The following is a 24,433-nucleotide window of genomic DNA, read 5'->3' as shown; positions in this document are numbered from 1 at the left end:
GCGAATGTTATTCGATTCCACCGTACGTCGAGAGTTGGCCCGCAGCTTCGGCGTGACCCTTGTGGTCATCCTCACCATTGTTTTGACCATCATGCTGATCCAGACCCTTGGTCGGGCAGCGGGTGGCAATGTCGCGCCTCAAGATGTGATGCTGCTGATGGCTTACGCCTCGCTGGCGCATTTGCCAACGATGTTGTCACTGTCAATGTTCATTGCCGTGGTGTCTTCGCTGGGCCGCATGTACCGCGAGTCGGAAATGACCATCTGGTTCGCCAGCGGCATCGGTCTGGCGCGCTTCGTGCGCCCGGTGCTGCGCATGGCTGCGCCGGTGATCGCGGTGGTGATTCTGCTCAATCTGCTGCTGTGGCCCTGGGGCAATCAGAACAGCACCTTGCTGCTGGAACGCTTTCAAAAGCGCAGCGATTTGTCGCGCGTGGCACCCGGCCAATTTCAAACCTCGCGTGACGGCAACAGCACCTTCTTCATTGACCGCGACAGCGAAGACGGCCGCACCGGCCGCAATGTCTTCATCCTGACCCAGCGCGGCGACAGCGAAGCCATCACCACCTCGGCCAAGGGCCAAATCGTGCTTGAAGGCGATGACCGCTTTCTGGTGCTCGATCATGGCCAGCGCAACGAGACCAACGAGAAAACGCAAGAGAAAAGCCTGGCCCGCTTTGAAGAATACAAAGTGCTGGCCGACAGCCAGGCCATGCGCACGGCGGACCAGTTGCCGCCCAAGGCGCTCTACACCCCGGATCTGCTGCGCAACCCCAACCCCAAAAACGATGCTGAACTCACCTGGCGCTTCGGCATGATTCTGGCCAGCCTCAATATGGTCATGCTGGGCATCGGCCTGTCAGCCAGCAACCCGCGCCGCGCCAATAACTGGAACTTGCTTTTCGCCATGTTGGCCGCGGTGGTCTATTTCAATGTGGTCAACCTCAGCCAGTCCTGGGTTGCCAACTCGCGCACGACCGCGCCACTGGCTTTGCTGGGCGTGCACGGCGGCGTGTTCTTGCTGGCCATCGGCCTGATGTGGCTGCGTGACCAAGGCAACCGCCTGTGCTTGCCGCGCTTCAAACGCAAGGTGGCCGCCGCATGAGGACCGTCCGCCGCCTGCTTTACCGCGACATCCTGGGCTCGGTGCTGTTTGTCTCGGCCGCCTTTTTGTCGCTGTTCTACTTCATTGACTTCGTCGATGAACTGGAGCGCATGAGCCGCATTGGCGCCGGCGCCGCGCGCGCCGCCCTGCTCTCGCTGATGGTTTTGCCGGGGCATTTGTACGAGCTGATGCCGATTGCCGTGCTGATCGGCAGCATTTTTTCGCTCGCCCGCATGGCGCAGTCGAGCGAGTTCACCATTCTGCGCACCGGCGGCCTCGGGCCGCGCCGGGCTTTGGCGCTGCTGGCCACCCTGGCCTTGGGCTTCGCCGCCCTGACCTTTGTGGTGGGCGACTATATGGCACCCTACTTCGACAAACAGGCCGACGCCATGCGCGCCCGCCTCAGCGGCAATGTGGCCAGCGGCAACCGCGGCGCCTGGCTCAAGGAGCACAAGCTGGTGGACGGGAAAGACCACAGTTTTGCCATCAATGTGGGTCAGGCCACGGCCTCCGGCGCATTGCAGGACGTGCGCATTTTTGAGTTCGACGCCAACGGCGGCTTGGTCTCGCGCATCGAGGCCAAGACGGCCAAGGTGGATGGCAAAGGCCAGTGGCTGTTATCCGAGGTTGAGCGCACCGACTGGCTGGCCAAGCCGGCGCAGCCCGTCGATGCCAAGAAAGCTCGCCGCGCGGACGACGCCCTGGCGGTGACGCATTGGCGCTTGCCCAGCATGAGCTGGGACAGCAGCCTGCATGCCGGCGTGGTGGCCGCAGCACTGCTGCCCACGGTGTCCATGTCCACCATCGAGCTCTACCGCTACACCGAACACCTCTCGGCCCAGGAGCAATCTGCGCAGGCTCAGAACATCGCCTTCTGGCGCAAGGCCTTCTACCCCTTTGCCTGCTTCGTGATGGTGGCGCTGGCCCTGCCCTTCGCCTATTTGCATGGCCGCTCGGGCGGCATCAGCCTGAAGGTGTTTGGCGGCATCATGCTGGGCATCAGTTTTGTGCTCCTAAACAATGTGGCTGGCCACGTGGGCATCTTGAACAACTGGACTCCCTGGGTCGTGGCGGCCTCGCCCAGCCTGGCTTATTTGGGACTTTCGCTGGCCGCTTTTGGCTGGTTGGTGCGTTACCGGTAAACGATATGGACGGACTTCTGCTTTTCGCGCACGGCGCCCGCGACCCCTTGTGGGCCCGCCCTTTTCACGCCGTTGAGGCCAGGGTGCGCGCCGCCCGGCCGGGCCTGCCCATGGTGCTGGCCTACCTCGAGTTCATGCAGCCCGAGCTGGAAACTGCGGCCCACCAATTGGCCGAGCAGGGCTGCACACGCATCCACATCGTGCCCATGTTCCTGGGCACCGGCGGCCATGTGCGGCGCGACATCCCGCCCATGCTGGAACGTCTGCAAAGCCATTACGGCACGCGCATCGAATGGCTGCTGCACCCAGCGCTGGGTGAGCAAGACCGCGTTTTGCAAGCCATGACCGACGCCAGCCTGGCTTGGCTGGACGCCAGCCCAGCGCCTCAGCAGGAGCCCTCATGAATCTGCACCAATTCCGCTTTGTGCAGGAGGCCGCGCGCCGCAATCTCAATCTGACCGAGACCGCCAAGGCCTTGTTCACCTCGCAGCCAGGTGTCTCCAAAGCCATTCTGGAATTGGAGGAAGAGCTGGGCGTTGACATCTTCACCCGCCACGGCAAACGCCTGCGCCGCATCACCGAGCCGGGCCAGCAGGTGCTGGCCGCCATCGAGATCATCATGCGCGAGGTCAGCAACCTCAAGCGCATCGGCGAGGAATACTCCAAGCAGGACAACGGCACCCTGTCCATCGCCACCACCCACACCCAGGCCCGCTATGTGCTGCCCAGCCCGGTGTCGCAGCTGCGCAGGCAACTGCCGCAGGTGCGCGTCAGCCTGCACCAAGGCAACCCCGAACAGGTCGTGCGCTGGTTGCTGGACGACAGCGCCGATGTGGGCCTGGCGACCGAATCCCTGGCGCAGATCGACGAGTTGGTCAGCCTGCCCTGCTACGAATGGCAGCATGTGTTGGTGGTGCCCAGCGATCACCCGCTGGCCCAGGTCGAGCGGGTCAGCCTCGATAAATTGGCGGCCGAGCCCATCGTCACCTACCACCCAAGCTTCACCGGCCGCACCCGCATCGACCGGGCCTTTGCCGCCCGCCACTTGCAGCCCAATATCGTGCTGGAGGCGATTGACTCCGACGTCATCAAGACCTATGTTCGCCTAGGCATGGGCCTAGGCATCGTGGCCGAGATGGCGGTGCGCGAAGACCCGCCCGGCGGCGACCTGGTGTCGCGCCCCTTGGGTCATTTGTTCGGGCAGAACGTCACCCGCATTGCCTTCAAGCGCGGCGCCTATTTGCGCAACTATGTTTACACCTTCGCCGAGCTGCTGTCGGACCGACTCAACCGCCATCTGCTGGAACGCGCCATGAGCGGAGACGCCAGCGACTACAGCCTCTAACTTCTGATTCACCGTGACTGCCACACCGAGCCCGACACCCCAGATCGACAGCCGCTTGCCGCAGGTCGGCACCACCATCTTCAGCACCATGTCGGCGCTCGCGCAGCAGCATGGCGCGGTCAATCTGGGCCAGGGCTTCCCGGACTTCGCCTGCGACCCGGCGCTCATCGAAGCCGTGCATGCCGCCATGCTGCAAGGCCATAACCAGTACCCGATGATGAGCGGCGTGCCGGCACTGCGCGAAGCGGTGGCCAACAAGATCGCCACGCTCTACGGCCACCGCTACCAGGCCGACAGCGAGATCACCATCACCGCTGGCGCCACGCAAGCCATCTTCACCGCCCTGCTGGCCATCGTGCATGCGGGTGACGAGGTGATTATTCTGGAACCCTGCTACGACAGCTACGCGCCCAATATCGAGCTGTCTGGCGGCGTGGTGGTGCGTGTGCCGCTGGATGCGGCCAGCTTCAGGCCCGACTTCGCGCGCATCAAAGCCGCTATCACGCCCCGCACCCGCGCCATCATCATCAACAGCCCGCACAACCCCAGCGCCACGGTCTGGACGGCTGAGGAGATGGCGCAGCTGGCCGCGCTGCTGCGGGACACCGACATCCTGTTGATCAGCGATGAGGTCTACGAGCACATGGTCTTCGACGGCGCCGCCCACCAAAGCGTGGCCTGTTTCCCCGAATTGGCGGCGCGCAGCTTCATCATCTCCAGCTTCGGCAAGACCTATCACGTCACCGGCTGGAAGGTGGGCTATGTGGCGGCACCGGCGAGCCTGAGCCGCGAGTTCCGCAAGGTTCACCAATACAACGTGTTCACTGTCAACACGCCGATGCAGTTCGGACTGGCCAGCTTTATGCAACAGCCAACACCCTATCTGGAACTGCCGGCGTTTTATCAGCGCAAGCGCGACTTCTTCCGCGCCGGCCTGGCCGGCAGCAAGCTGCGCATGCTGCCTTGCGAGGGTAGCTATTTCCAGTGCGTGGACATCAGCGAAGTGGCAAGCTTTGCGGCCACGGGCCAGCAAGGCGATCAGGCTTTTTGTGAATGGCTGACCCGCGAAGTGGGCGTGGCGGCCATTCCGATGTCAGCCTTCATCGCCAAGCCCGAAGGCCCGCAGAACATCGTGCGCTTTTGCTTCGCCAAACGTGACGAGACCTTGACTCAAGCTCTGGCCCTGCTGCGCGAACTCTGAGTCAAAGGGCCGCCGCCAGCCCTGCTGCGCGGCCTGCTCCTCCACCGCAGCCAACGCCGTCCTCAGATCTTGCGCGGCGCGGGATCGTCCAACAAGATGTCTACGCCCGGCTCATTCGTCGGGGTGGCCTGCGGGGCTTGCCAGACCATGGTGGCCATCAAGTCCATGCCGGCCGCGCCGGTGGCATCGGCATCCAGGGGCAAGAAGAGATCGATGTCGTCGCTGCGCACCTCATGCTCCGACAGATCGCGCGCCACGCTGTAAAGGAATAGCAATTCCCGGTAAGCAGGCAAATCAAAGCCGGTCGTGCCCAGATTGCCTTCAGACAGCAACTGCTGCAAACAAGCCATGCTGGCGCCACTGTCCGACCACTGCAGCTGTAGCAGGCGCAGGGCATCCGGATAGTCGGCCAGTTCACGGCCATGGTTCACGTCATCGCCCCAAGTCGGCGCCACGGCACCGAAGCGCTCCGCAAAGCTCTGCGCCACCGCCGCGAACTCGGCCTGCTGACCGTGGCTTTGATGGATCTCCATCAGTTTCAAATAGGGCAAGGCACTGGCCGTGCCGGTGCGAATGCGCTCCTGCAGCAGTTCAACCGCCGATTCGGTTTGGCCAAGCACCAGGAAGAAGTCCACCTGCTGCTCCAGGTCGATCAGCAACTCGACGCTGACATGCGAGTCCAACGATGGGCCGGCCGGCGTGTTGCCGGTGTGCCAGGTCAGGTCCTCATCCAGCAGTTGCACGCTCAGCGGCTCGGCGGAGGCTACGGGCGAGGCAGCGACATGGTCTGCGGGCAGAAGTTCCAACTCCAGCGCCGCACCAGCCGCTGCATCAGCGGGCGGCGCGTCGGCGTCGCTCGCCAATTGGTAGGGCAAGACAACGGTCTGCTCATCGACGGGCTTGGCGCCATCAAGCGGCACTGGCACGGTCGTGCTTGGCGCATCCGAGGCGGCAAGCGCCGCAGCTGCCGCAACAGGCGTAGCGACAGACACGGCGGCGCCTGTACCGGCATCTGCCGCAGTGGCCGGGCCGTCACCCTCGCGCCACCACGCACGCTCATGCAAGATCCGCTCTCGCCTACGGCTATGCCAGAGGAAGGCCACCGCGCCACTCAAGGCCAGCACAGCCACGCCCAAGATGATGGTCAGCGGCCCCGGTTCGCTGGGCGCTTGGGTGGGCGCCAACTGCGAGCGCAGGCTCTGCAACTTGGCCTCGGTTGCCTGGCGTTCGCGGCGCATCGCAGCCAAGCCACTTTCCACCGCTTGCAAGCGCTGCAAAGCTGCGCTCATCTCGGCGGCACCCGATGCCGCGGCTGCCGCTGCTGTGACTGCGGCGGCCCTTTCCAGCACGGTATTCGCCAAGGCCTGCTGATCCAACTCCGGCGCATCCAGGCGCAGCTTGGCGGCTTCCTTGGTGCCCGGTTTACTGATCTTTTGTTTGCCAGCCCCGTTGCTGCGCTCCGCTTGCGCTGCTGTCTGCGGCTCAACTTGACGCTTGCGCGCCGGCTGAGCCGTCGCAGACGCGGGCTCGCTGGATACGCGAGCGGCCACCGCCTGGCCCGCTGCTGGCGCGGCCGAAGCTGTCGACACAGCAGAACCCGCCGCCCCTATATTGGCCATGGCCGCCTGCAGTGCGGGCGAAAGCCTGCGCAACTGGGCCGCATCGGCTTCGGCCGAGGGCGGGATGGCTGTCTTGCTATCGGGTGGGTCGATCAGCGCGCTGTACTGGCGCACAAAACGAACCGGGCAACCCAGGCTGAGGGTGACGTTGACGATGGGTTCATTGACCGGCACAAAGCTGCGAACGCGCACGGCGCGGACGCTGCCTTCGGTCAGCCCCTCCAGTTGCACACGCACTTGAGCGGGAGACAAGCGGGCCTCGCCCACAAACACTTCCACCTGGACACAATCCAAGCTTAAGGTTTCATTAGCCCCCAGATGAACCGGAAATGCCAGGTTCAGGGACTGACCCAGGGCCGACTGGGCCGAAGGCCGCTCGACGCCCAGGGCTGCTGCGGACCCCATGGCGCCTGTGGCCATCACTGTCAGCAAGGCCAAGCGAATGGGATTGGCGCACCAACGATGAAAAGGCACTGAAAATTCTCGGTCCATGCCGGGTTTGTGATGTTTTGAGCACTCTAGCATGAGCCATACCGGCGCCGGCCTTCAGCCACCCCTGATTCGAGCAGGCCGCGCCAACGCCACCAAGAAACCACAGACTGGCCGCGTAAAAGCCCTCGGCAGCAGGCACGCCAAAGCTCATAGACAATAAGCCGCATCACAGCAGCCTCCTGCTGTCACGTCAGCGACTGAGCATGAATAGTACGGTTCTTACAATTCTCGAACGCAACAACATCGAATCGGGTTCGTGGTTCTCCAGGCTCTCTCCCACACTTCGCAGCGACATCCTTTCCCGAGCGTCCGTGCGACGTTTGGGCGACGACAGTTTGCTGAGTTGCCGTGGCGAGCCGGCCGAGGAATGGGTGGGCGTCGCCAAGGGTGCGGTGCGGGTGAGTTCGGTGTCTCTTGCCGGCAAGCAAGTGGCACTGACCTATGTCGAGCCGGGCACCTGGTTTGGCGACATCTCGCTGTTCGACGGTCTGCCGCGCACGCACGATGCCACCACCCACGGCGAGACCACCTTGCTGATCGTGCGCAAGCCCGATTTCAGGGCCTTGCTGCAAGCGCACTCGGAACTCTACGAAGCCCTGCTGCGCCTGAACTGCCGCCGACTGCGTCTGATGTTTGACACGGTCGAGGACCTCAACACCCGCCCGCTTGCCTCGCGGCTGGCCAAGCAGATTTTGCTGCTGGCACGCTCCTACGGCATTGAGCAAGGTGAGGAGATCCGCATCGGCCTGCAACTGGCGCAAGAAGACCTGGCCCAGTTGCTGGGCGCCTCGCGGCAGCGGGTCAATCAGGAACTCAAGGGCTTTGAGCGAGATGGTGCTGTGCGTGTCGAGCCCACCCGTTTGGTGGTGTTAAACAAAGACAAATTGCTGGCTATCGCCAGCCGATAAGCAAAAAAATGGATGCATTCACCGGTACTCGCGCCCTCACCCAAAGCCTTGATCTGGAGGCACTGAGTACTTGGCTGACTGCCCATCTGCCGGGCTTTGCCGGCCCCTTGAGCATCGAGCAGTTCAAAGGCGGGCAGTCCAACCCGACCTACAAACTCATCACACCAAGCGGCAGCTATGTGATGCGCAGCAAGCCCGGCCCGGTGGCCAAGCTGCTGCCCTCGGCCCACGCGATTGAGCGCGAGTTCACCGTGATGCGCGCCCTGGCCGACAGCGCCGTGCCGGTACCGCAGATGCTGGCCTTGTGCGAAGACGAATCCGTGATCGGCCGCGCCTTCTACATCATGGCTTTCATGCCCGGCCGCGTACTCTGGGACCCCAGCCTGCCCGGCATGACGCCGGCTGAGCGCGGCGCCATCTTTGATGAAATGAACCGCGTCATCGCGGCCCTGCACAAGGTCGACTTCAGCGCATGCGGCCTGGCCGAATACGGCAAGCCGGGCAACTATTTCGAACGCCAGATCGGACGCTGGAGCAAGCAGTACCTGGCCTCGGTGACCGAGCCCATCCCGGCCATGGATGAATTGATTGCCTGGCTGCCGGCCCACATTCCCGCATCGGCACGCGACCCCAGCGAGGTCGCCATCGTGCACGGCGACTTCCGCCTCGACAACCTAGTTTTCCATCCCGATAAGCCCGAGGTGATGGCGGTGCTGGACTGGGAGCTGTCGACCCTGGGCCACCCGCTGGCCGACTTCAGCTACCACTGCATGACCTGGCATATCCAGTCCTCCGGCGCAGCGCGTGGCTTGGGCGGTAAAGACCTGGCAGCCCTGGGCATCCCGGATGAGCTCAGCTATGTGCGCCGCTACTGTGAGCGCACCGGCCGCGCCGATGTGGACCGCGTGATGCAGGACTGGAATTTCTATCTGGCCTACAACCTGTTCCGCATTGCGGCGATTCTGCAAGGCATTGCCAAGCGCGTGGTGGACGGCACCGCGTCCAGCCAGCAAGCCCGCGAGGCCGGCGCCGGCGCCCGCCCGCTGGCGGAATTGGCCTGGCAGTTCGCGCAGCGGGGCTGAAACAGCCAGGCATCTCGATACAGCACCCGGCAGGCCCGGGTTGACGAGGTCAATCGCTGGGCTGGAGCGCCTCAGTTTTGCGGCACATCCTCATCCGGAGTGGAGCTGTGCCAGGCCACCGAGGTCGTGGTCGGCCAGGGGCCGCGCTCAGACAACTTCCCATTGATCCGCAACGCCTCACGGCAGGCGGATTCCAGCACCCGCACCAGGGCCTGAATCTTGGGCAAGGTGGGCTCGGTCATGGCGGTACGCAAATAGACATTGCCGCGCATGGTCATCAGCACAAAGGGATGGCCCTCGGGCAACAAGTCCTGGCTGGCTTGGGCCAGGATTTCACTCAACTCACCCTCCAGCCAGTCGGCGGCCAAGGTCTTGTTGACACCCAAAGCGCCAAAGCGCTGGCGCACCAGCTTGGACGAGATAGTCGTCACCTTGGGGAACATCACCAACCAGCGCATTTCCTCCGGCGTATCGGTGTCCACCCGGGTCTTCAAGGTATCGGTGTAGGCCTCAAAGACGGTGCGCTCCAGCACCTCCATCAACTGGCGGCACAGAATCATCATTTGCAAGTCGCTGTGCAGGCGTAACTCGCAGCGCATGCGCAACTCGGTGCCCTCGATGTAGGCGCGCTGTGACGCCCCCCATTCGATGCGCAAGCTGCCGGGCATGGCCTTGGGCTGCTCAATCAAGAAACCACGCCCGTCCTTGGCGAGCCGGAACTGCCCCTGCCGACTCTCCGCCCAATCATGGATGGGTCGCCAACGCGCGGCATTGGCGCGTGCGATGAACCAGTGTTTAACTTGCTTTAAAAACATGAACTAGCACAATGAGTCAGCGCAGGCCGAGGGACCCGCGTCAAAGGTAAGAGAGGCAAACAATGATCGATCTTTACTCATGGGCCACGCCAAACGGCCACAAAGTTCACATCATGTTGGAAGAATGCGGCTTACCCTATCGGGTGATCCCCGTGAACATTGGCACCGGGGCACAGTTTGAACCCAAATTTCTCAAGCTAAGCCCGAATAACAAGATTCCTGCCCTGCTAGACCCCGACGGGCCTGACGGCAAAGCCATTCACTTGTTTGAATCCGGCGCCATTCTTCTCTACCTCGCAGGCAAGACCGGCCGCTTTCTACCGCCTGATACACACGGCAAATACGAAGTCCTGCAGTGGCTGATGTTCCAGATGAGCAGTGTCGGCCCCATGCTGGGTCAAGCCCACCATTTCCGCGTCTACGCCAAAGAAAAAATCGACTACGCCATTCAGCGCTACAGCAGTGAAGCACAGCGACTTTACGGCGTGATGAATACCCGCCTGGCCAGCAGCAAATACATCGGTGGCCCCGAATACAGCATTGCCGATATGGCCGTCTTCCCCTGGTTGCGCTCCTGGAAAAGTCAGGGCGTGAAAATGGGCGACTACCCGTATCTGAAGGGCTGGTTCGATGAGATCGCCGGCCGCCCGGCAGTGCGGCGCGGCCTGGAGGTGCTGGCCGATATGCGCCAGGCACAACTGGATGAGCAAGCGCATGAGGTGCTCTTCGGCGAGCAACAGTACCGCAAACATCCCCTGCACTGAAGCCAAACGGCAGTCGCCCGGGTTCGGCACACACGAGCGACGCGCCGCCAAGCCAGCAAAAGCCAAGAGCGCTTTGCTAACGATGAGGGTCAGAGGGGAATGAGAGGCCAGAAAACTGGCCCGACCAGCAAGAATCGAACTTGCAACCGCCCGCTTAGAAGGCGGGTGCTCTATCCAGTTGAGCTATGGTCGGTACGCGGGAGGCTGGCGCCTCCACAGGGAGCGTGATTGTGCCATGGCGGCAACAGCTGCCCGGCCTCACAGAGGCCTGACGGCCGCGTCCGGGTTTTAACCCAGCATGACGTTGACGATGGCGTTGCCGATGCCCATCAAGGCAGCACCCGAGATCAGGCCGGCGCAGATCGGCTCGCAGCCTTCCACCCAAACGCGATTGCCGGGCGTGCCAGGTGCCTTGTGGCGGCGACCCATCAGCCAGAACAGCAAGGCACCGGCGAACATGGCGATCACCGACTCAGGCGGCAGCACCACACCCAGACCGATAGACACGGCCGACAAGGGGAAGCGACCCTTGAAGATGATGCGCGCAATCTCGATGGCAGCCGCGCAAACCGCCGCCACCACCATGGCCACGATGGCCGAGGCCGGCAGGCCTTGCACGCCCTTAGCGATGATCTCGGCCACGCCCTTCCACTGCAGGGCAGCAGGCATGGCGAATTGCTCGGACACGATGGTCGTGGTGGAGCGCAGGCCATTGGCATCGGCCGGCAGGAACAGCAAGAAATACAGCGGCACGCAAGCCATCACGCCGGCAAAAATGCCGATCACATGGCCGACGGCCTGATGCCGCGGCTTGCCGCCCAACATATAGCCGGGCTTGATGTCGGACAGCAGATTGGCCGCATTGGAAGCCACTTCCGAAGTCATGCCGGCAGGCAACAAATTGCTGGCCGGGTTGGTTCGGTCAATCGCACCCATGGTGAACTGGGTGATCTTGGACAGCGCGCCGGTCGGCGTCCACGAAGTCAGCGCCATGGCATTGGTGCAGATCACCGTCAGCACAAAGATCAAAGGCAGGGAGATCAGGGCGAGCAGCCACGGCACACCAAAAAAGGCGTGAGTGACCCAGGCGCCCAGCACGCTGAAGATGGGCACACCAACAAAGGACACCCACAGCGGCACTTCGATATCGGCCAACAGATCCGGGCCTTGCTCGGCCGCACTCTTCTTCTTACCAAGGCTCTTGAAGGCGCTGGTGAACAGCTCCGGCTTGGCCAGCAGGCCCACCAAAGCACCCACCACCATCATCGTCACACCCCACCACATCGACCATTGGTTGACGATCTCGGCGCGCGAAATTGGCACCAGGCTGCCATTAGGCGCGACGCGCTGAACGATGTCGCCCGCCTGAATCATGATGGGGGCCAGGATGACGAAGTTGACAAAAGAGCCCAGCAAGACGCTGCTAGCGACGGCGATGCCCATCAAGCCACCAACGCCCAGCATGGCCGCGTCCAGCGTGAAACGCAGACCCAGCGTGCGGAAGTCCACACCCAGAATTTTCGGGATCCACAAATCAGCCTTGACCGCCGCCTGGTAGTAATAGGTATCCAGGCGCTCATGGAAGGTCCAGGGCGCGCTCATGCCGGCCCACTGATCCATGCGCAGGATCTTGAACTGCAAGAGCTTCATCCAGCCGTCGCTGACCAGCGCTTGGTAGAGGCCCGTGCCCACAGCCACATAGCCCAGCAAACGCGCCTTGAAAACACCACTGCCGGCATCGCCGTTGTAAAGCGAGTCCAGCACCACGCCACTGGCGCGACCTTCGGGGAAAGGCAGTTGTTCTTCATTGATGAAGCGGCGCTTCATCGGGAAAGCCACCAGCACACCCAGGATCGAGACCACAACGATCCAGATCATCATCTGCCACCAGGGAATGATGCGCCCGGTGATCAACATATAAGCCGCCAGGCTCGAGAACAAAGGCGACACCGCATAGCCCGCCGCCGTGGCGATGGACTGGGTGCAGTTGTTTTCGAGAATCGTGTAGTCGCTGGTCAGGCCCGAATTATTCAGGGCGCGAAACAGGGCAAAGGACAGAATCACCGAGGTCAGCCCAACCCCGATGCCGATGCCCGTCTTGCCGCCGATGTAGAGCGATGTCGCTGCCAGAACGGCGCCGAGCAAAAAGCCCGTCAGCGCGGAGCGCAGCGTCAGCTGCGGCATATCGCCACGGAAGATGTTCTTGAACCACCACTCGTCTTTTTGCGCCCGCGTCCAGTTGCGGATCTGCTCGTCGGTCAATTGTTGGATAGCCATGACTGCTGTGTTTGATTTTGAAGGCTCTTGATCGAGCCTGTATTGGCGTCAGTGAAGGTCGATAGACCCGAAGCGGCGAAGTGTCCGTGCTTCCAAGCCCTTTGTTAAGCAGAGCTTACCCAAAGGCGTGGCATCAAATTGCGCAGACTCATCAATACGAAACGACTCAGGCCGGAAATGAAAAAACCCGCTGCAAGCATTGCTCACAGCGGGTTATCCAATTGGGTCTTGGTCGGGGCGGCGGGATTCGAACTCGCGACCCTCTGCTCCCAAAGCAGATGCGCTACCAGGCTGCGCTACGCCCCGACTAAGACAACTATTCTAGCCTGAGTTTTTGGGCCGCGCGAGATATTTCTAAAAATTATTTCAAGAACGCGAAAGCCAAGGTCGCGCCACACAAAAAACCGCCCCGCCCGCCCGGCCTCAGCCTTTGTGTCAAAATCAATTGGCACAAGGCCGAATGCCTGCCGTGCCACCTCCTTCTAGCACTGCAGCCAACCAGCGGCAACACAACAAGCCCGTCCAAGGACAAGCAATGAGCAGCGAACTGATCAAACATATTTCCGACGCCTCTTTTGAGACCGATGTCATCCAAGCCGGCAAGCCCGTGCTGGTGGACTACTGGGCCGAATGGTGCGGCCCCTGCAAGATGATTGCCCCCATCCTGGACGAAGTCTCCAAGGACTACGGCGACCGCCTGCAAATCACCAAGATGAATGTGGACGAGAACCGTGAAGTGCCCGCCAAGTTCGGCATCCGCGGCATCCCCACATTGATGTTGTTCAAGGACGGCCAGCTGGCCGCCACCAAGGTTGGCGCATTGTCCAAGACACAATTGACTGCCTTCCTGGACGCTAACCTATAATCATTCGAAATTGCCGTTGCGGGCGCCGGTTCAAACGGGTTCGCAGCGTTCGCAATTTGCCAACTCGCCCTGCTTAGTCTTCTTGAAAGACTCTGGCGCGAGGACTCGGCACCCAAGCTCCCGCGTTTATTTCTTGCGTTGCGTCTTTTGCCTGCCCCTGGTTTGGCGACAAACGCTTGCTGGTTGCCGAAGTATTTGTCACCGGTCCTTGGCAGGATCTTTGACCCCCTACCGGGTGTTCACCCATGCATCTTTCCGAACTGAAAGCGCTTCACGTCTCCGAGCTCATCAAGATGGGCGAGGCGCTGGAGATCGACAACGTCGCCCGCATGCGCAAGCAGGAGTTGATGTTTGCGATCATGAAAAAGCGCGCCAAGGCTGGCGAGCAAGTCTTCGGCGACGGCGTGCTGGAGGTCTTGCCTGACGGCTTCGGCTTCCTGCGTTCCATCGACGACAGCTATATGGCGTCCACCGACGACATCTATCTGAGCCCGAGCCAGATCCGCCGCTTCAATCTCCACACCGGCGACATGATCGAAGGTGAAGTGCGCGTGCCCAAAGACGGCGAGCGCTACTTTGCCCTGGTCAAGGTCGACCGCGTCAACGAACTGACGCCCGAGGAGAGCAAGCACAAGATCATGTTCGAGAACTTGACGCCGCTGTTCCCACGGGAACCGTTCAAGCTCGAGCGCGACAACTTCAAGGGCGAAGAAAACATCACCGGTCGCATCATTGATTTGATCGCCCCCATCGGCAAAGGCCAGCGCGCCCTGATCGTCGCGCAGCCCAAGACCGGCAAGACCGAGATGATGAAGAGCATCGCGCACGCGCTGGTCGCCAATCATCCCGAGTCGCACCTGATCGTGCTGCTGGTGGACGAGCGCCCCGAAGAAGTGACCGAGATGATCCGCACCGTGCGCGGTGAAGTGATCAGCTCCACTTTCGACGAACCAGCCGCTCGCCACGTGCAAGTGGCCGAGATGGTGATCGAACGCGCCAAGCGCCTGGTGGAACTCAAGAAAGACGTGATCATCCTGCTGGACTCGATCACCCGCCTGGCTCGCGCCTACAACAACGTCTTGCCTTCGTCGGGCAAGGTGTTGACCGGTGGCGTGGACGCCAACGCCCTGCAGCGCCCCAAGCGCTTCTTCGGTGCGGCGCGTAAGGTCGAAGAAGGCGGCTCGCTGACCATCATCGGCACCGCGCTGATCGACACTGGCAGCCGCATGGACGAAGTGATCTACGAAGAGTTCAAGGGCACCGGCAACTGCGAAATCCATCTGGATCGCCGCATGGCCGAGAAGCGCGTCTACCCTTCGATCTTGATCAACAAGTCCGGCACCCGCCGCGAAGAGTTGCTGCTCAAGCCCGAGATCCTGCAAAAGAGCTGGATCTTGCGCAAGCTGCTCTACAACATGGACGAGATCGAGGCGATGGAGTTCGTGCTGGACAAGATGAAGTCCACCAAAAACAACCTCGACTTCTTCGACATGATGAGGCGAGGCGGCTAAGTTGGGCTTCTTGGTGCAGGCCTAAACCTGCACCTTCGGCGCAAGGATTCGTCCACGCGCCATTCTTCGGGCTATAATCCCGGTTTTACTTCGTCAGCAAGTGCGTCACATGGTGTGACGTGGCTGCCGGCACTGCAGCGAGATCTCCCATGAAAGACGGCATTCACCCTAACTACCGCGACGTTTGCTTCGTGGACCAATCCAACGGCTTCAAGTTCGTGACGCGCTCGACCATGGGCAGCAAGGAAACCGTCAAGCTGGAAGACGGTCGCGAAGTGCCGCTGGTCAAGCTGGAAACCACCAGCGAATCGCACCCCTTCTACACCGGCCAACAAAAGAGCATCGACAATCTGGGCGGCCGCGTCGAGAAGTTCCGCAACAAGTTTGCTGGCTTCGCCAAGAAGTAAGTTACGCATTCACTCCTTCGGGACTGAATCCAAAAAGGCAGCTCAGGCTGCCTTTTTTTCGTCCCTGCGTGAGCACCCGCGCCGCAGGACTGCGTGAGTCTGCGGCATGATGTTGGCTCATCAGTAAACTCAATCAGAAACCGCCCCCGCGTGAATCTTCCGACACCCGCCATCGTTGCCGAGCGCGGCGCACAGCGCATGCCTCGCCTGGCCTTGATCCTGTTCTGCGCCGCCTATGTCCTGCCTGGCCTGTTCGGCCGCGAACCCTGGCGCAATGCGGACCTGAGCGCCTTTGGTTTCATGAGCAGCGTGGCCAGCGGACATGCACCGTGGTGGCAACCCAGCATCGCCGGCATTCACGCCGATGGTGGCCCCCTGCCCTATTGGGTCGGCGCCATGGCCATCAAGGCCATGCCTATGCTGGAACCGGCCTTGGCGGCACGCTTGCCCTATGGCCTGATTCTGGTGCTGGTGTTGATGCTGGTTTGGTATAGCTGCTTCCATCTGGCCCGCACCGAGGCCGCCCAGCCAGTGGCCTTTGCCTTCGGCGGCGAAGCGCAGGGTGTGGATTACGCCCGCGCCATGGCTGACGGCGCGCTGCTGGCCCTCATCGCCTCCCTGGGCTTGCTGCAACTGGGCCACGAGACTACGCCGGAACTGCTGCAGTTGCTCGCGAGTTCACTCTTTCTCTACGGCTTGGCCGCGGCGCCATTTCGCCTGGCCAAGGCACGCTGGGCGGTGATGTTGTCGCTGCCGGTGCTGGCCGCGAGTGGCGCACCTGCCGTGGCGCTGGCATGCGCAGTCGTCGGCGCCGTTCAATGCAGCAAGTCCAGCTATGCGCAGGTGCGCGAGTTGGCCTTGTGGATTCTGATTGCCGGCATGCTGGCTGCCATCAGCGCCTGGGAATTCAATGCCTGGGCCTGGCGTGTCAACATTGAAGCCGCACCTGCGACCATACTGGATTTTCTGAGTTTGAGCGCCTGGTTCAGTTGGCCGGCCTGGCCTTTGGCACTGTGGACCTTGTGGCGCTGGCGTGCGCATTGGCAGCATCGCCATATTTTCGCGCCCCTGAGCCTGGCCTTGATTGCCATGCTGACCAGCTTGCTGATGGACAACTCGGACCGCGCCTTGCTGCTGGGCCTGCCCGCGTTGGCCGTGCTGGCTGCATTCGCCCTGCCCACTTTGAAGCGGGGCTTTGCCGCGGCGATGGACTGGTTTTCGGTGTTCTTCTTCAGCGCCGGTGCGCTGTTCTTCTGGATCTACTACCTGTCGATGCAGCTGGATTGGCCCAAGACGCCCGCTGCCAATCTGCGACGCCTGGCCGACGGCTTTGAGCCGCAGTTCAATGCCCTGGCTTTGACGGCAGCCCTGCTGGCCTCAGCCGCCTGGGTGGCCCTGGTGCGCTGGCGCACGGCACGCAATCAACATGCTTTGTGGAAGAGCTTGGTCTTGCCTGCGGGCGGCGTCGCCCTGTGCTGGCTGCTGGCGATGACCATTTTGCTGCCCTTTGCCGACTATGCGCGTAGCGACAAGGCCTTGATTGCACGTCTGGGCCGCCACCTGCCGCCCGCCATCAACTGCTTGGCAGCGCCCGATCAATCCATGGCCACACTGGCCGCCATCGAGTTTCATGGCGGCTGGCTGGTGGACGCCAAGCGGCCCCTGAGCGAAAGCGCTTGTGACTACGCGGTGCAAGCCGCAGGCGCCGCAGTGCCCGCCAACTGGGTGCTGGTGGCCCATGAACAGCGGCCAACCGACCGCAAGCCAACATTCAAGATCTGGAAGCGAGCCCTGCCCTAGCGATAGCCAAGGCAGGCTCCCGCGCCTGACTCAGAAAATCAATCAGCCAGTTGCCGATCGGCGAACGCCGCCTCAACACCTAAGGCTGCCTCAGCCCCATGCCGCACACGAACAGCAGGGAAGACCAGATTGAAGCGCGAGCCCTTGCCGGCCTCGCTTTGGATTTGCAATTCGCCGCCATGCCGCTGCACCACATGCTTGACGATAGACAGGCCCAAACCGGTACCGCCGGTTTCCCGCGAGCGGCTGCCGTCCACACGGTAAAAGCGCTCGGTCAAACGCGGCAAATGCTCCCGGGCAATGCCCAGGCCGGTGTCATTGACGCTCAGCTCACCTGAGCCATCGGCCAGGTCACGCCAAACGACATCGATCTGCCCACCGGCCGGCGTGTAGCGCACGGCATTGGTGACCAAATTGGCCGCCGCACTGATCAACTCGGACTCCACGCCCGCCAGGTCAATCTGAGTGGACTGCTGCACCTTGATCTGATGCTTGCCACCGGACAAGGCCAGGGCATCGGAGTTAATGCGAGCCAAGATCGCGTCCAAGGAGACCCAGCGATCGGGCGCGGGGCGCGGGCTGCCCTCCAACTGCGCCAGGGTCAAGAGGTCACTGACCAGCCCTTGCATGCGCTGTGTTTGCTGGCCCATCAAGGTCAAGACGCGGCGGCGCTCCACTTCTGTGAGTGGCAAAGAACTCATGGTTTCAATGAAGCCCGACAACACGGTCAAGGGCGTGCGAATCTCATGCGAGACATTGGCCACGAAGTCGCGGCGCATCGAGTCGGAGCGTTCACGCTCGGTGATGTCTTGCGACAGCACCAGCTTCATGCCTTCGCCATAACGACGGATCACCACAGACAAGGCACCGAAACCGCGCACATTGCGCAGCAGCAAGGTCTGCTCGAAGCTGCCCTCTTGCAAGAAGGCCACAAAGGCGGGCGAGCGCACGAGGTTGGTGATGCGCTGGCGCAGGTCGCGTTGCGGGTCGAGCGAAAAATGGTCGGCCGCCACCCGGTTGCACCAAAGAATCTGCTCCTGCGCGTCCAGCATCAGCACGCCGTTGGGCGAGGCTTCGATGGCGGACAGGAACTGGTCCAGTTGCAAGCGCTCGCGGGCAATCACCTTCTCGCGATCGCGCACGGCACGCTCAATACGGTAGCCGAGTTCACCCCACAGCCCCGTGTCACGAGGCGCTGTATCCTGCTGGGAGCCCCGCAGCCATTGCAAGAGCCGATGCCCTCGCACGGCGTCAATCACGACCAGAGCACCTACCGCGCTGGCAGCTCCCAAGGTTTCAGCCAAAAAGGGTAGATCGAAGAAACGGCCTGTCCACCAGCCAACCATGGCACCCAGGCACACCGCCAAGGCCGCCAAGACAAAACGAGGCAAGAGCCAACTCACGGTAGATTCCGGTTGATTGTTGAACGAAGGCCTTGCAGCCTTAGGCTTGCAAGGCGCTGAGTTGCTGGGTCAGGCGGTAACCCGCACCTCGCACGGTCTCGATCATGCGGGCGCAGTTGACGCGCTCCAAGGCCTCCCGCAAACGCTTGACATGCACGTCAACCGTACGCTCTTCGATGAACACATGGTCGCCCCAGACGCGGTCCAGCAATTGCGAGCGACTGTGCACCCGCTCAGGATGGGTCATGAGGAAATGCAGAAGGCGGAACTCAGTCGGACCCAGCTTCACTTCCGAGCCTTCGCGGCTAACCCGGCGTGTGCCTGGGTCAAGATTGAGGCCACCAATTTCCACTTGCGAATCCAGCGCCTCGGGTGCTTTGCGGCGAAGCACCGCACGAATCCGCGCCAGTAGTTCATTGGTCGAAAACGGCTTGGTCAGGTAGTCATCAGCACCTGCGTCAAGACCTGACACCTTGTCAGTCTCCTCGGCGCGGGCCGTCAGCATGATGATGGGCAATTCCTTGGTGCGCGGCGCACCGCGCCACTGGCGGGCCAATGCCAAGCCGGATTGGCCAGGCAGCATCCAGTCCAGCACCACCAAGTCGGGCAGCACCCGGTCTACTTCATATTGGGCTTGATCGGCGCTTGCCGCGATCGTGACCTCGAAGCCAGCGTGACGCAGGTTGATCGAAATCAGTTCGGCAATCGCCGACTCATCTTCCACCACAAGAATACGGCTCATTGCGATTCCTTCAATTACTCTAGGCTTGCTGCTCAGACGAGCACGAAACCACACTCACCGGCGCGGGCCTCATCGAGGCCTGGGGCGAACTTGACTTTGCATGCAGAGGGGCCATGGCTCAAAACGCCATGGCAGCGAAATCAGCGGACCATGGTCTCAACGGCTTCCGGCGTGTTGTGACGCACGTCGGTGCCCTTGACCACGTAGATGATCACTTCGGCCAGGTTCTTGGCATGGTCACCAACGCGCTCGATGGCCTTGGCAACAAACACCATGTCGATGGCGGAAGAGATGGTGCGCGGATCTTCCATCATGTAGGTGATCAGCTTGCGCATCAGGCCGTCGAACTCTTTGTCGATCTGGTCGTCTTGCTTGAGCACCTCGATCGCGCGTTCCACGTCCAGACGGGCAAACGCGTCCAGCGCCTTGCGCAGCAGCGCAATCGCCAACTCGGCCTCGAAAGCCAGGTCAGACATGGGCAAACGCAGACGGCTGGAAACACCCGAATTGATCAGGCGCTGCACCGTGCGTGCGACACGCGCGGCCTCATCGCCCACGCGCTCGAGATTGGCGATGGTCTTGGAGATCGCGATCAGCAGGCGCAGATCACGAGCGGTCGGCTGGCGTCGCGCGATGATGCTGGAGAGGTCGCGGTCAATGTCCACTTCCATGGCATTGACCTGCTCTTCTTGCTTGAGCACGGCGCTAGCGATCTCGCTGCTGAAGGAGGTCAGGGCCAGCACAGCTTGTGCCACCTGCGATTCCACCAAGCCGCCCATTTCCAACACCCGGGTGGAAATGCCGCTCAGCTCGGCGTCGAATTGCGTGGAGAGATGTTTGTCACTCATGGCGAGTTCTCGTTTCAGTTTTCGAGGCCCGATGGGCTGGCCTCAGTCCCTATTCAGATTCAAGCACTGGGCTTGTTTGATGCGTCAGCCGAAACGTCCGGTGATGTAGTCCTCGGTGTCCTTGCGCTTGGGCTTCATGAACAGCTCGGCCGTCGGGCCAAACTCGATCAGGTCACCCAGGTACATATACGCCGTGTAGTCCGAGCAACGCGCGGCTTGCTGCATGTTGTGCGTCACGATGGCGACCGTGTAGTCGTTTTTCAGCTCGTGAATCAACTCTTCGATCTTGCCGGTAGAGATCGGGTCCAGGGCCGAGCAAGGCTCGTCCAGCAACAAGATCTCTGGCTTGATCGCGATGCCGCGGGCAATGCACAAACGCTGCTGCTGACCGCCGGACAAACCGGACCCGCTCTGGTTCAGCTTGTCTTTGACTTCATTCCACAGCGCTGACTTTTTCAGCGCCCACTCCACGCGCTCGTCCATTTCGACGCGAGGCAGGGTTTCAAACAAACGCACGCCAAAAGCGATGTTGTCGTAGATGGACATCGGGAAAGGCGTGGGCTTTTGAAAGACCATACCGATCTTGGCGCGGATCAGCGAGACGTCGTCCTTGCTGGTCAGAATGTTCTGGCCATCGAGCAAGATTTCGCCTTCGGCGCGCTGGTCGGGGTAGAGCTCAAACATGCGGTTGAGCGTGCGCAGCAAGGTGGACTTGCCGCAGCCCGAGGGGCCGATGAAGGCGGTGACCTTCTTCTCTGGGATGTCCAGATTGATGTTCTTCAGGGCAAGGAAATTGCCGTAATAGAAGTTCAGATTACGTACCGAGAGCTTGGCCCGCTCGGTCACGGGCATTTCAACTTTGGCGTCCATGATGTGATGTTCCGCTCAGTGCTTGTTCTTGAAGAGGATGCGCGCCAGGATGTTCAGCAGCAGCACGCCAATGGTGATGATGAAAACGCCTGCCCAAGCCAGCTTCTGCCAGTTTTCGTAGGGGCTCATGGCGAACTTAAAGATGGTGACAGGCAAGCTCGCCATGGGCTGGCTCATGTCCGCCGTCCAGAACTGGTTGGACAGGGCCGTGAACAACAGCGGCGCCGTCTCACCCGAGATGCGGGCCAGTGCCAGCAAGATGCCGGTCAGCACACCTGCACGGGCGGCCTTCAGCGTGACGGACATGATGACCTTCCACTTCGGCGTACCCAAAGCGTAAGCCGCTTCGCGCAAGGCGTTGGGGATCAGGCTCAGCATGTTCTCGGTCTGGCGGATCACCACCGGCATCACGATCAGCGCCAAGGCCAGCACACCGGCAAAGCCAGAGAAGGAGTGCATGCGGGCGACGATCAGGCCGTAGATGAACAGGCCGACCACGATGGAGGGTGCGGACAGCAAGATGTCGTTGATGAAACGCACCGCGCTGCCCAGCCAAGTCTTCTGGCCGTACTCAGCCAGATAGATGCCGGCCAGGATGCCCACTGGCGTGCCCAGCACGGTTGCCAGACCCACCATCATGAAAGAGCCGTAGATGGCATTGGCCAGGCCGCCGGTTTCCGCCAGTGGCGGTGGGGTCATCTCGGTGAAGGTAGCCAGGCTCAAGCCACCCAGACCCAAACGTACCGTTTCAAACAAAATCCACAGCAGCCAGAACAGGCCGAAGGCCATAGACGCCAGGGCCAAGCTCAGCGCAATGGCATTGACGCGCTTGCGCTTGCGGTGCATGGCCAGACGCTTGCCATCCAAGGCGATGGAGGAGGCAGACGCGGTGGACGCCGCAGTCGTGATGGTGCTCATGTGCGCGTCCCTTCATTCTTCTTCAAGCGCGACAACAGGATCTTGGAACAAGCCAGAACCACAAAGGTGATGAAGAACAGCACCAGACCCAGATAGATCAAGGACGCTTGGTGCAGGCCCTCGCCGGCTTCGGCGAACTCATTCGCCAGCGCCGAGGTGATGCTGTTGGCCGCCTCGAAGACCGACAGCGAATTGAGCTGATTCATATTGCCGATGACAAAAGTCACCGCCATGGTCTCACCCAAGGCGCGACCCAAGCCGAGCATGATGCCGCCCATCACACCGGTCTTGGTGTAAGGCAAGACAACACGCCACATCACCTCCCAGGTGGTGGCGCCCAGGCCGTAGGCCGATTCCTTCAGCATGGCCGGCGTGACCTCGAACACATCACGCATCACCGCGGCGATGAAGGGGATGATCATGATGGCCAAAATAATGCCGGCCGACAAAATGCCGATACCGACCGGCGGGCCAGACACCAGGGTGCTGAAAAACGGCACGCCTTCGAGCAACTTTTGCAGCGGCTGCTGAACATAGGTCGCCAAGATTGGACCGAAAACCAGCAGACCCCACATACCGTAAACAATCGAGGGCACCGCGGCCAGCAACTCAACGGCAACGCCCAGAGGACGCTTGAGCCAGTTGGGCGACAACTCGGTCAAGAACAAAGCGATACCAAAGCTGACCGGCACGGCGATGATCAAGGCGATGAAGGAGGTCATCAAGGTGCCGTAGATCATCACCAGGCCACCGAACTTCTCCTGCACCGGGTCCCATTCACTGGTCCACAAAAAGCTCAGGCCGAATTCGCGAATGGCCGGCATCGCGCCGATCAGCAGCGAAATGATGATGCCAACCAGCAAAGCCAGGGTCAGCCAGGCTGCGCCGTGCGCCAAAAATGAAAACACGGTGTCAGCCCACGGCGCAACCGCGCGCCGCGTTGGCGGACTGCTTCTGGGCTGAGTCTTTTCAGCCTCAGCACTGGAATCAAACTTGTTGGCTGGGAGTATTGCGGCCACGGGGCCTCCGCATGCTAGTGCGTTGATGATGGAGAAACTGCGTCTGCTGACGCAAGAACATCCGGGTCAACTGCACTGAGTCAACCCGGATTGTGTCTAGAGACCAAATGGCCTTTGGACTTTGATTACTTGATGCTGATGGCCTTGCCGGAAGCGTCCTTGAGATTGTCGGCCCACTGCTTGCGCACCAGATCCTTCACAGCGGCGGGCAGCGGCACATAGTCGAGCTCATCAGCCGTCTTGTCGCCACTGGCGTAGGCCCAGTCGAAGAACTTCAAGGTAGCGGCTGCAGAAGCCGGCTTGTCTTGCTTCTTGTGCATCAAGATGAAAGTGGCGCCAGTGATGGGCCAGCTGTCTTTGCCGGCTTGCTCGGTCAGCACTTGGTAGAAGCTCTTGGACCACTCAGCACCAGCAGCAGCGGCCTTGAAGGCTGCATCGCTAGGCGCCACGAAAGCGCCGGATTGGTTCTTCAGCAGAACGTGAGACATCTTGTTTTGCTTGGCGTAAGCGTACTCAACATAGCCAATCGAGTTAGGCAGGCGCTGCACGTAGGAGGAAACGCCTTCGTTGCCCTTGCCACCAGCACCAGTAGGCCAGTTGACAGCGGTGCCCTCACCGACCTTGGCTTTCCACTCGGCATTCACCTTGGACAGATAGTTGGTGAACAAGAAGCTGGTACCCGAACCGTCAGCGCGGCGCACCACGGCAATGGTGGTGTCGGGCAGAGGCACGCCAGGATTCAGGGCGGTCAAAGCGGCGTCATTCCACTTGGTGATCTTGCCCAGATAGATGTCAGCCAACACAGCGCCAGTCATGCGAACTTGACCAGGCGTGATGCCCTTGATGTTGAGCACCGGAACCACACCGCCAATGACGGTGGGGAATTGAATCATGTCGTCCTTGGCCAGGTCTTCGTCTTTCAACGGCGCATCCGAGGCACCGAAGTCAACGGTCTTGGCCTTGATTTGCTTGATGCCAGCACCCGAACCCACCGATTGGTAGTTGATACGGACGCCGCTGGCCTTGTTGTAAGAATCGGCCCACTTGGCATAGATTGGCGCCGGGAAGGAGGCACCAGCACCCGTGACATCCTGTGCATGCACCAAGGGCAGCATGGCCAGGGTGGCAGCAAGTACAACACCAGCGCGGACTTGAGCAAACTTCATATGCAACCTATCACTCTCAGGGTTAACGATGGGGCGAATGCTATGACTTAAATATGACATCCACGTGACATGCACCGAGACTGCGGCAATTCGCTCGCAATATTACAGGCAATGACAAGGTCACATTAAGTTCA

The 24,433-nt window shown here is 61.2% G+C and carries 22 protein-coding genes and 2 tRNA genes; 12 read left to right on the top strand and 12 right to left on the bottom strand.

Annotation, left to right across the window (positions count from 1 at the left end):
- The first annotated feature begins 4 nt into the window (after positions 1-4).
- Genes lptF through AT984_RS06815 form a run of 5 tightly spaced genes read left to right on the top strand, consistent with a single transcriptional unit; the run spans position 5 to position 4,793 of the window.
- On the top strand, positions 5-1,105 hold the full coding sequence (gene lptF, locus AT984_RS06835) for an LPS export ABC transporter permease LptF (protein ID WP_058719450.1): 1,101 nt from the start codon (positions 5-7) through the stop codon (positions 1,103-1,105).
- Entirely contained in the window at positions 1,102-2,247 is a 1,146-nt protein-coding gene (gene lptG / locus AT984_RS06830; protein WP_058719449.1) for an LPS export ABC transporter permease LptG, read from the top strand. Before lptF ends, lptG begins: the two co-directional genes overlap by 4 nt.
- Before the next feature lie 5 nt (positions 2,248-2,252).
- Positions 2,253-2,651, top strand: coding sequence for a sirohydrochlorin chelatase (locus AT984_RS06825; RefSeq protein WP_058719448.1), 399 nt, complete (start codon positions 2,253-2,255; stop codon positions 2,649-2,651).
- Positions 2,648-3,592 (top strand): CysB family HTH-type transcriptional regulator, encoded by a 945-nt coding sequence (locus AT984_RS06820; RefSeq protein ID WP_058719447.1) that lies wholly within the window; start codon positions 2,648-2,650, stop codon positions 3,590-3,592. The genes AT984_RS06825 and AT984_RS06820 overlap by 4 nt, the downstream gene beginning before the upstream one ends.
- A gap of 13 nt (positions 3,593-3,605) precedes the next feature.
- Positions 3,606-4,793 carry a pyridoxal phosphate-dependent aminotransferase gene (locus AT984_RS06815; RefSeq protein WP_058719446.1) on the top strand — a complete coding sequence of 396 codons (1,188 nt, stop codon included), beginning with the start codon at positions 3,606-3,608 and terminating at the stop codon, positions 4,791-4,793.
- Positions 4,794-4,855: 62 nt separating this feature from the next.
- Here AT984_RS06815 and AT984_RS06810 read toward each other — a convergent pair whose 3' ends face one another.
- Positions 4,856-6,886 carry a type IV pilus assembly protein FimV gene (locus tag AT984_RS06810; RefSeq protein ID WP_156421920.1) on the bottom strand — a complete coding sequence of 677 codons (2,031 nt, stop codon included), beginning with the start codon at positions 6,884-6,886 and terminating at the stop codon, positions 4,856-4,858.
- A 221-nt stretch (positions 6,887-7,107) separates the two neighbouring features.
- Here AT984_RS06810 and AT984_RS06805 point away from each other — a divergent pair, with 221 nt between their 5' ends.
- Entirely contained in the window at positions 7,108-7,812 is a 705-nt protein-coding gene (locus tag AT984_RS06805; protein WP_058719444.1) for a Crp/Fnr family transcriptional regulator, read from the top strand.
- A gap of 8 nt (positions 7,813-7,820) precedes the next feature.
- Positions 7,821-8,894, top strand: a complete 1,074-nt coding sequence (locus AT984_RS06800) for a phosphotransferase (RefSeq protein ID WP_058719443.1) — start codon at positions 7,821-7,823, stop codon at positions 8,892-8,894.
- A 71-nt stretch (positions 8,895-8,965) separates the two neighbouring features.
- On the opposite strand, the gene AT984_RS06795 is transcribed toward AT984_RS06800, so the two are convergent.
- Positions 8,966-9,709: a hypothetical protein gene (locus tag AT984_RS06795; protein ID WP_058719442.1), complete on the bottom strand. Its 744-nt coding sequence runs from the start codon at positions 9,707-9,709 to the stop codon at positions 8,966-8,968.
- Between the two features lie 62 nt (positions 9,710-9,771).
- Here AT984_RS06795 and AT984_RS06790 point away from each other — a divergent pair, with 62 nt between their 5' ends.
- Complete coding sequence (locus tag AT984_RS06790; RefSeq protein WP_058719441.1) at positions 9,772-10,473, top strand: glutathione S-transferase N-terminal domain-containing protein; 702 nt, start codon at positions 9,772-9,774, stop codon at positions 10,471-10,473.
- 116 nt (positions 10,474-10,589) lie between these two features.
- Here AT984_RS06790 and AT984_RS06785 read toward each other — a convergent pair.
- The 3 genes from AT984_RS06785 to AT984_RS06775 all read right to left on the bottom strand — a co-directional run bounded on the left by AT984_RS06785 (position 10,590) and on the right by AT984_RS06775 (position 13,056).
- Positions 10,590-10,666: transfer RNA gene (locus AT984_RS06785), tRNA-Arg, on the bottom strand.
- A gap of 95 nt (positions 10,667-10,761) precedes the next feature.
- Entirely contained in the window at positions 10,762-12,750 is a 1,989-nt protein-coding gene (locus AT984_RS06780) for an OPT family oligopeptide transporter (RefSeq protein ID WP_058719440.1), read from the bottom strand.
- Positions 12,751-12,979: 229 nt separating this feature from the next.
- Positions 12,980-13,056: transfer RNA gene (locus tag AT984_RS06775), tRNA-Pro, on the bottom strand.
- A gap of 229 nt (positions 13,057-13,285) precedes the next feature.
- Here AT984_RS06775 and trxA point away from each other — a divergent pair.
- From trxA to AT984_RS06755, 4 genes are all read left to right on the top strand, one after another.
- Positions 13,286-13,615, top strand: a complete 330-nt coding sequence (trxA, locus tag AT984_RS06770; protein WP_058719439.1) for a thioredoxin TrxA — start codon at positions 13,286-13,288, stop codon at positions 13,613-13,615.
- A gap of 245 nt (positions 13,616-13,860) precedes the next feature.
- The gene (gene rho, locus AT984_RS06765) at positions 13,861-15,126 is read left to right on the top strand and encodes a transcription termination factor Rho (protein ID WP_058719438.1); all 1,266 of its coding nucleotides are present in this window, start codon (positions 13,861-13,863) and stop codon (positions 15,124-15,126) included.
- 149 nt (positions 15,127-15,275) lie between these two features.
- Positions 15,276-15,533, top strand: a complete 258-nt coding sequence (locus tag AT984_RS06760) for a type B 50S ribosomal protein L31 (protein WP_058719437.1) — start codon at positions 15,276-15,278, stop codon at positions 15,531-15,533.
- A gap of 150 nt (positions 15,534-15,683) precedes the next feature.
- Complete coding sequence (locus AT984_RS06755; RefSeq protein ID WP_058719436.1) at positions 15,684-17,333, top strand: hypothetical protein; 1,650 nt, start codon at positions 15,684-15,686, stop codon at positions 17,331-17,333.
- A gap of 38 nt (positions 17,334-17,371) precedes the next feature.
- On the opposite strand, the gene phoR is transcribed toward AT984_RS06755, so the two are convergent.
- The 7 genes from phoR to pstS form a co-directional block, all read right to left on the bottom strand.
- The gene (phoR, locus tag AT984_RS06750; RefSeq protein ID WP_082679836.1) at positions 17,372-18,736 is read right to left on the bottom strand and encodes a phosphate regulon sensor histidine kinase PhoR; all 1,365 of its coding nucleotides are present in this window, start codon (positions 18,734-18,736) and stop codon (positions 17,372-17,374) included.
- Positions 18,737-18,776: 40 nt separating this feature from the next.
- Positions 18,777-19,478 (bottom strand): phosphate regulon transcriptional regulator PhoB, encoded by a 702-nt coding sequence (phoB, locus tag AT984_RS06745; RefSeq protein WP_058719435.1) that lies wholly within the window; start codon positions 19,476-19,478, stop codon positions 18,777-18,779.
- A 140-nt stretch (positions 19,479-19,618) separates the two neighbouring features.
- Positions 19,619-20,326, bottom strand: coding sequence for a phosphate signaling complex protein PhoU (gene phoU / locus AT984_RS06740; RefSeq protein WP_058719434.1), 708 nt, complete (start codon positions 20,324-20,326; stop codon positions 19,619-19,621).
- An 84-nt stretch (positions 20,327-20,410) separates the two neighbouring features.
- The gene (pstB, locus tag AT984_RS06735) at positions 20,411-21,196 is read right to left on the bottom strand and encodes a phosphate ABC transporter ATP-binding protein PstB (RefSeq protein WP_058719433.1); all 786 of its coding nucleotides are present in this window, start codon (positions 21,194-21,196) and stop codon (positions 20,411-20,413) included.
- A 15-nt stretch (positions 21,197-21,211) separates the two neighbouring features.
- Positions 21,212-22,114, bottom strand: coding sequence for a phosphate ABC transporter permease PstA (gene pstA, locus AT984_RS06730; protein WP_058719432.1), 903 nt, complete (start codon positions 22,112-22,114; stop codon positions 21,212-21,214).
- Positions 22,111-23,124: a phosphate ABC transporter permease PstC gene (gene pstC, locus AT984_RS06725; RefSeq protein ID WP_058722139.1), complete on the bottom strand. Its 1,014-nt coding sequence runs from the start codon at positions 23,122-23,124 to the stop codon at positions 22,111-22,113. Before pstC ends, pstA begins: the two co-directional genes overlap by 4 nt.
- Positions 23,125-23,258: 134 nt before the next feature.
- A complete protein-coding gene (gene pstS / locus AT984_RS06720; RefSeq protein WP_058719431.1) occupies positions 23,259-24,299 on the bottom strand; it encodes a phosphate ABC transporter substrate-binding protein PstS in 1,041 nt (346 codons plus the stop codon).
- Positions 24,300-24,433 lie beyond the last annotated feature (134 nt).

This window comes from Paucibacter sp. KCTC 42545, assembly GCF_001477625.1.
GTDB lineage: Bacteria > Pseudomonadota > Gammaproteobacteria > Burkholderiales > Burkholderiaceae_C > Paucibacter_A.
This window is presented reverse-complemented; position numbering and strand designations above follow the sequence as displayed.

What these genes read in the sequence shown, in the direction of transcription:
- trxA (WP_058719439.1), top strand. Translation starts at nt 13,286, where the DNA reads ATGAGCAGCGAACTGATCAAACATATTTCCGACGCCTCTTTTGAGACC.
- phoB (WP_058719435.1), bottom strand. Translation starts at nt 19,478, where the DNA reads ATGAGCCGTATTCTTGTGGTGGAAGATGAGTCGGCGATTGCCGAACTG.
- pstB (WP_058719433.1), bottom strand. Translation starts at nt 21,196, where the DNA reads ATGGACGCCAAAGTTGAAATGCCCGTGACCGAGCGGGCCAAGCTCTCG.
- lptF (WP_058719450.1), top strand. Translation starts at nt 5, where the DNA reads ATGTTATTCGATTCCACCGTACGTCGAGAGTTGGCCCGCAGCTTCGGC.
- AT984_RS06780 (WP_058719440.1), bottom strand. Translation starts at nt 12,750, where the DNA reads ATGGCTATCCAACAATTGACCGACGAGCAGATCCGCAACTGGACGCGG.
- pstA (WP_058719432.1), bottom strand. Translation starts at nt 22,114, where the DNA reads ATGAGCACCATCACGACTGCGGCGTCCACCGCGTCTGCCTCCTCCATC.
- AT984_RS06790 (WP_058719441.1), top strand. Translation starts at nt 9,772, where the DNA reads ATGATCGATCTTTACTCATGGGCCACGCCAAACGGCCACAAAGTTCAC.
- phoU (WP_058719434.1), bottom strand. Translation starts at nt 20,326, where the DNA reads ATGAGTGACAAACATCTCTCCACGCAATTCGACGCCGAGCTGAGCGGC.
- pstS (WP_058719431.1), bottom strand. Translation starts at nt 24,299, where the DNA reads ATGAAGTTTGCTCAAGTCCGCGCTGGTGTTGTACTTGCTGCCACCCTG.
- AT984_RS06805 (WP_058719444.1), top strand. Translation starts at nt 7,108, where the DNA reads ATGAATAGTACGGTTCTTACAATTCTCGAACGCAACAACATCGAATCG.
- AT984_RS06800 (WP_058719443.1), top strand. Translation starts at nt 7,821, where the DNA reads ATGGATGCATTCACCGGTACTCGCGCCCTCACCCAAAGCCTTGATCTG.
- AT984_RS06825 (WP_058719448.1), top strand. Translation starts at nt 2,253, where the DNA reads ATGGACGGACTTCTGCTTTTCGCGCACGGCGCCCGCGACCCCTTGTGG.
- lptG (WP_058719449.1), top strand. Translation starts at nt 1,102, where the DNA reads ATGAGGACCGTCCGCCGCCTGCTTTACCGCGACATCCTGGGCTCGGTG.
- rho (WP_058719438.1), top strand. Translation starts at nt 13,861, where the DNA reads ATGCATCTTTCCGAACTGAAAGCGCTTCACGTCTCCGAGCTCATCAAG.
- AT984_RS06820 (WP_058719447.1), top strand. Translation starts at nt 2,648, where the DNA reads ATGAATCTGCACCAATTCCGCTTTGTGCAGGAGGCCGCGCGCCGCAAT.
- AT984_RS06760 (WP_058719437.1), top strand. Translation starts at nt 15,276, where the DNA reads ATGAAAGACGGCATTCACCCTAACTACCGCGACGTTTGCTTCGTGGAC.
- AT984_RS06795 (WP_058719442.1), bottom strand. Translation starts at nt 9,709, where the DNA reads ATGTTTTTAAAGCAAGTTAAACACTGGTTCATCGCACGCGCCAATGCC.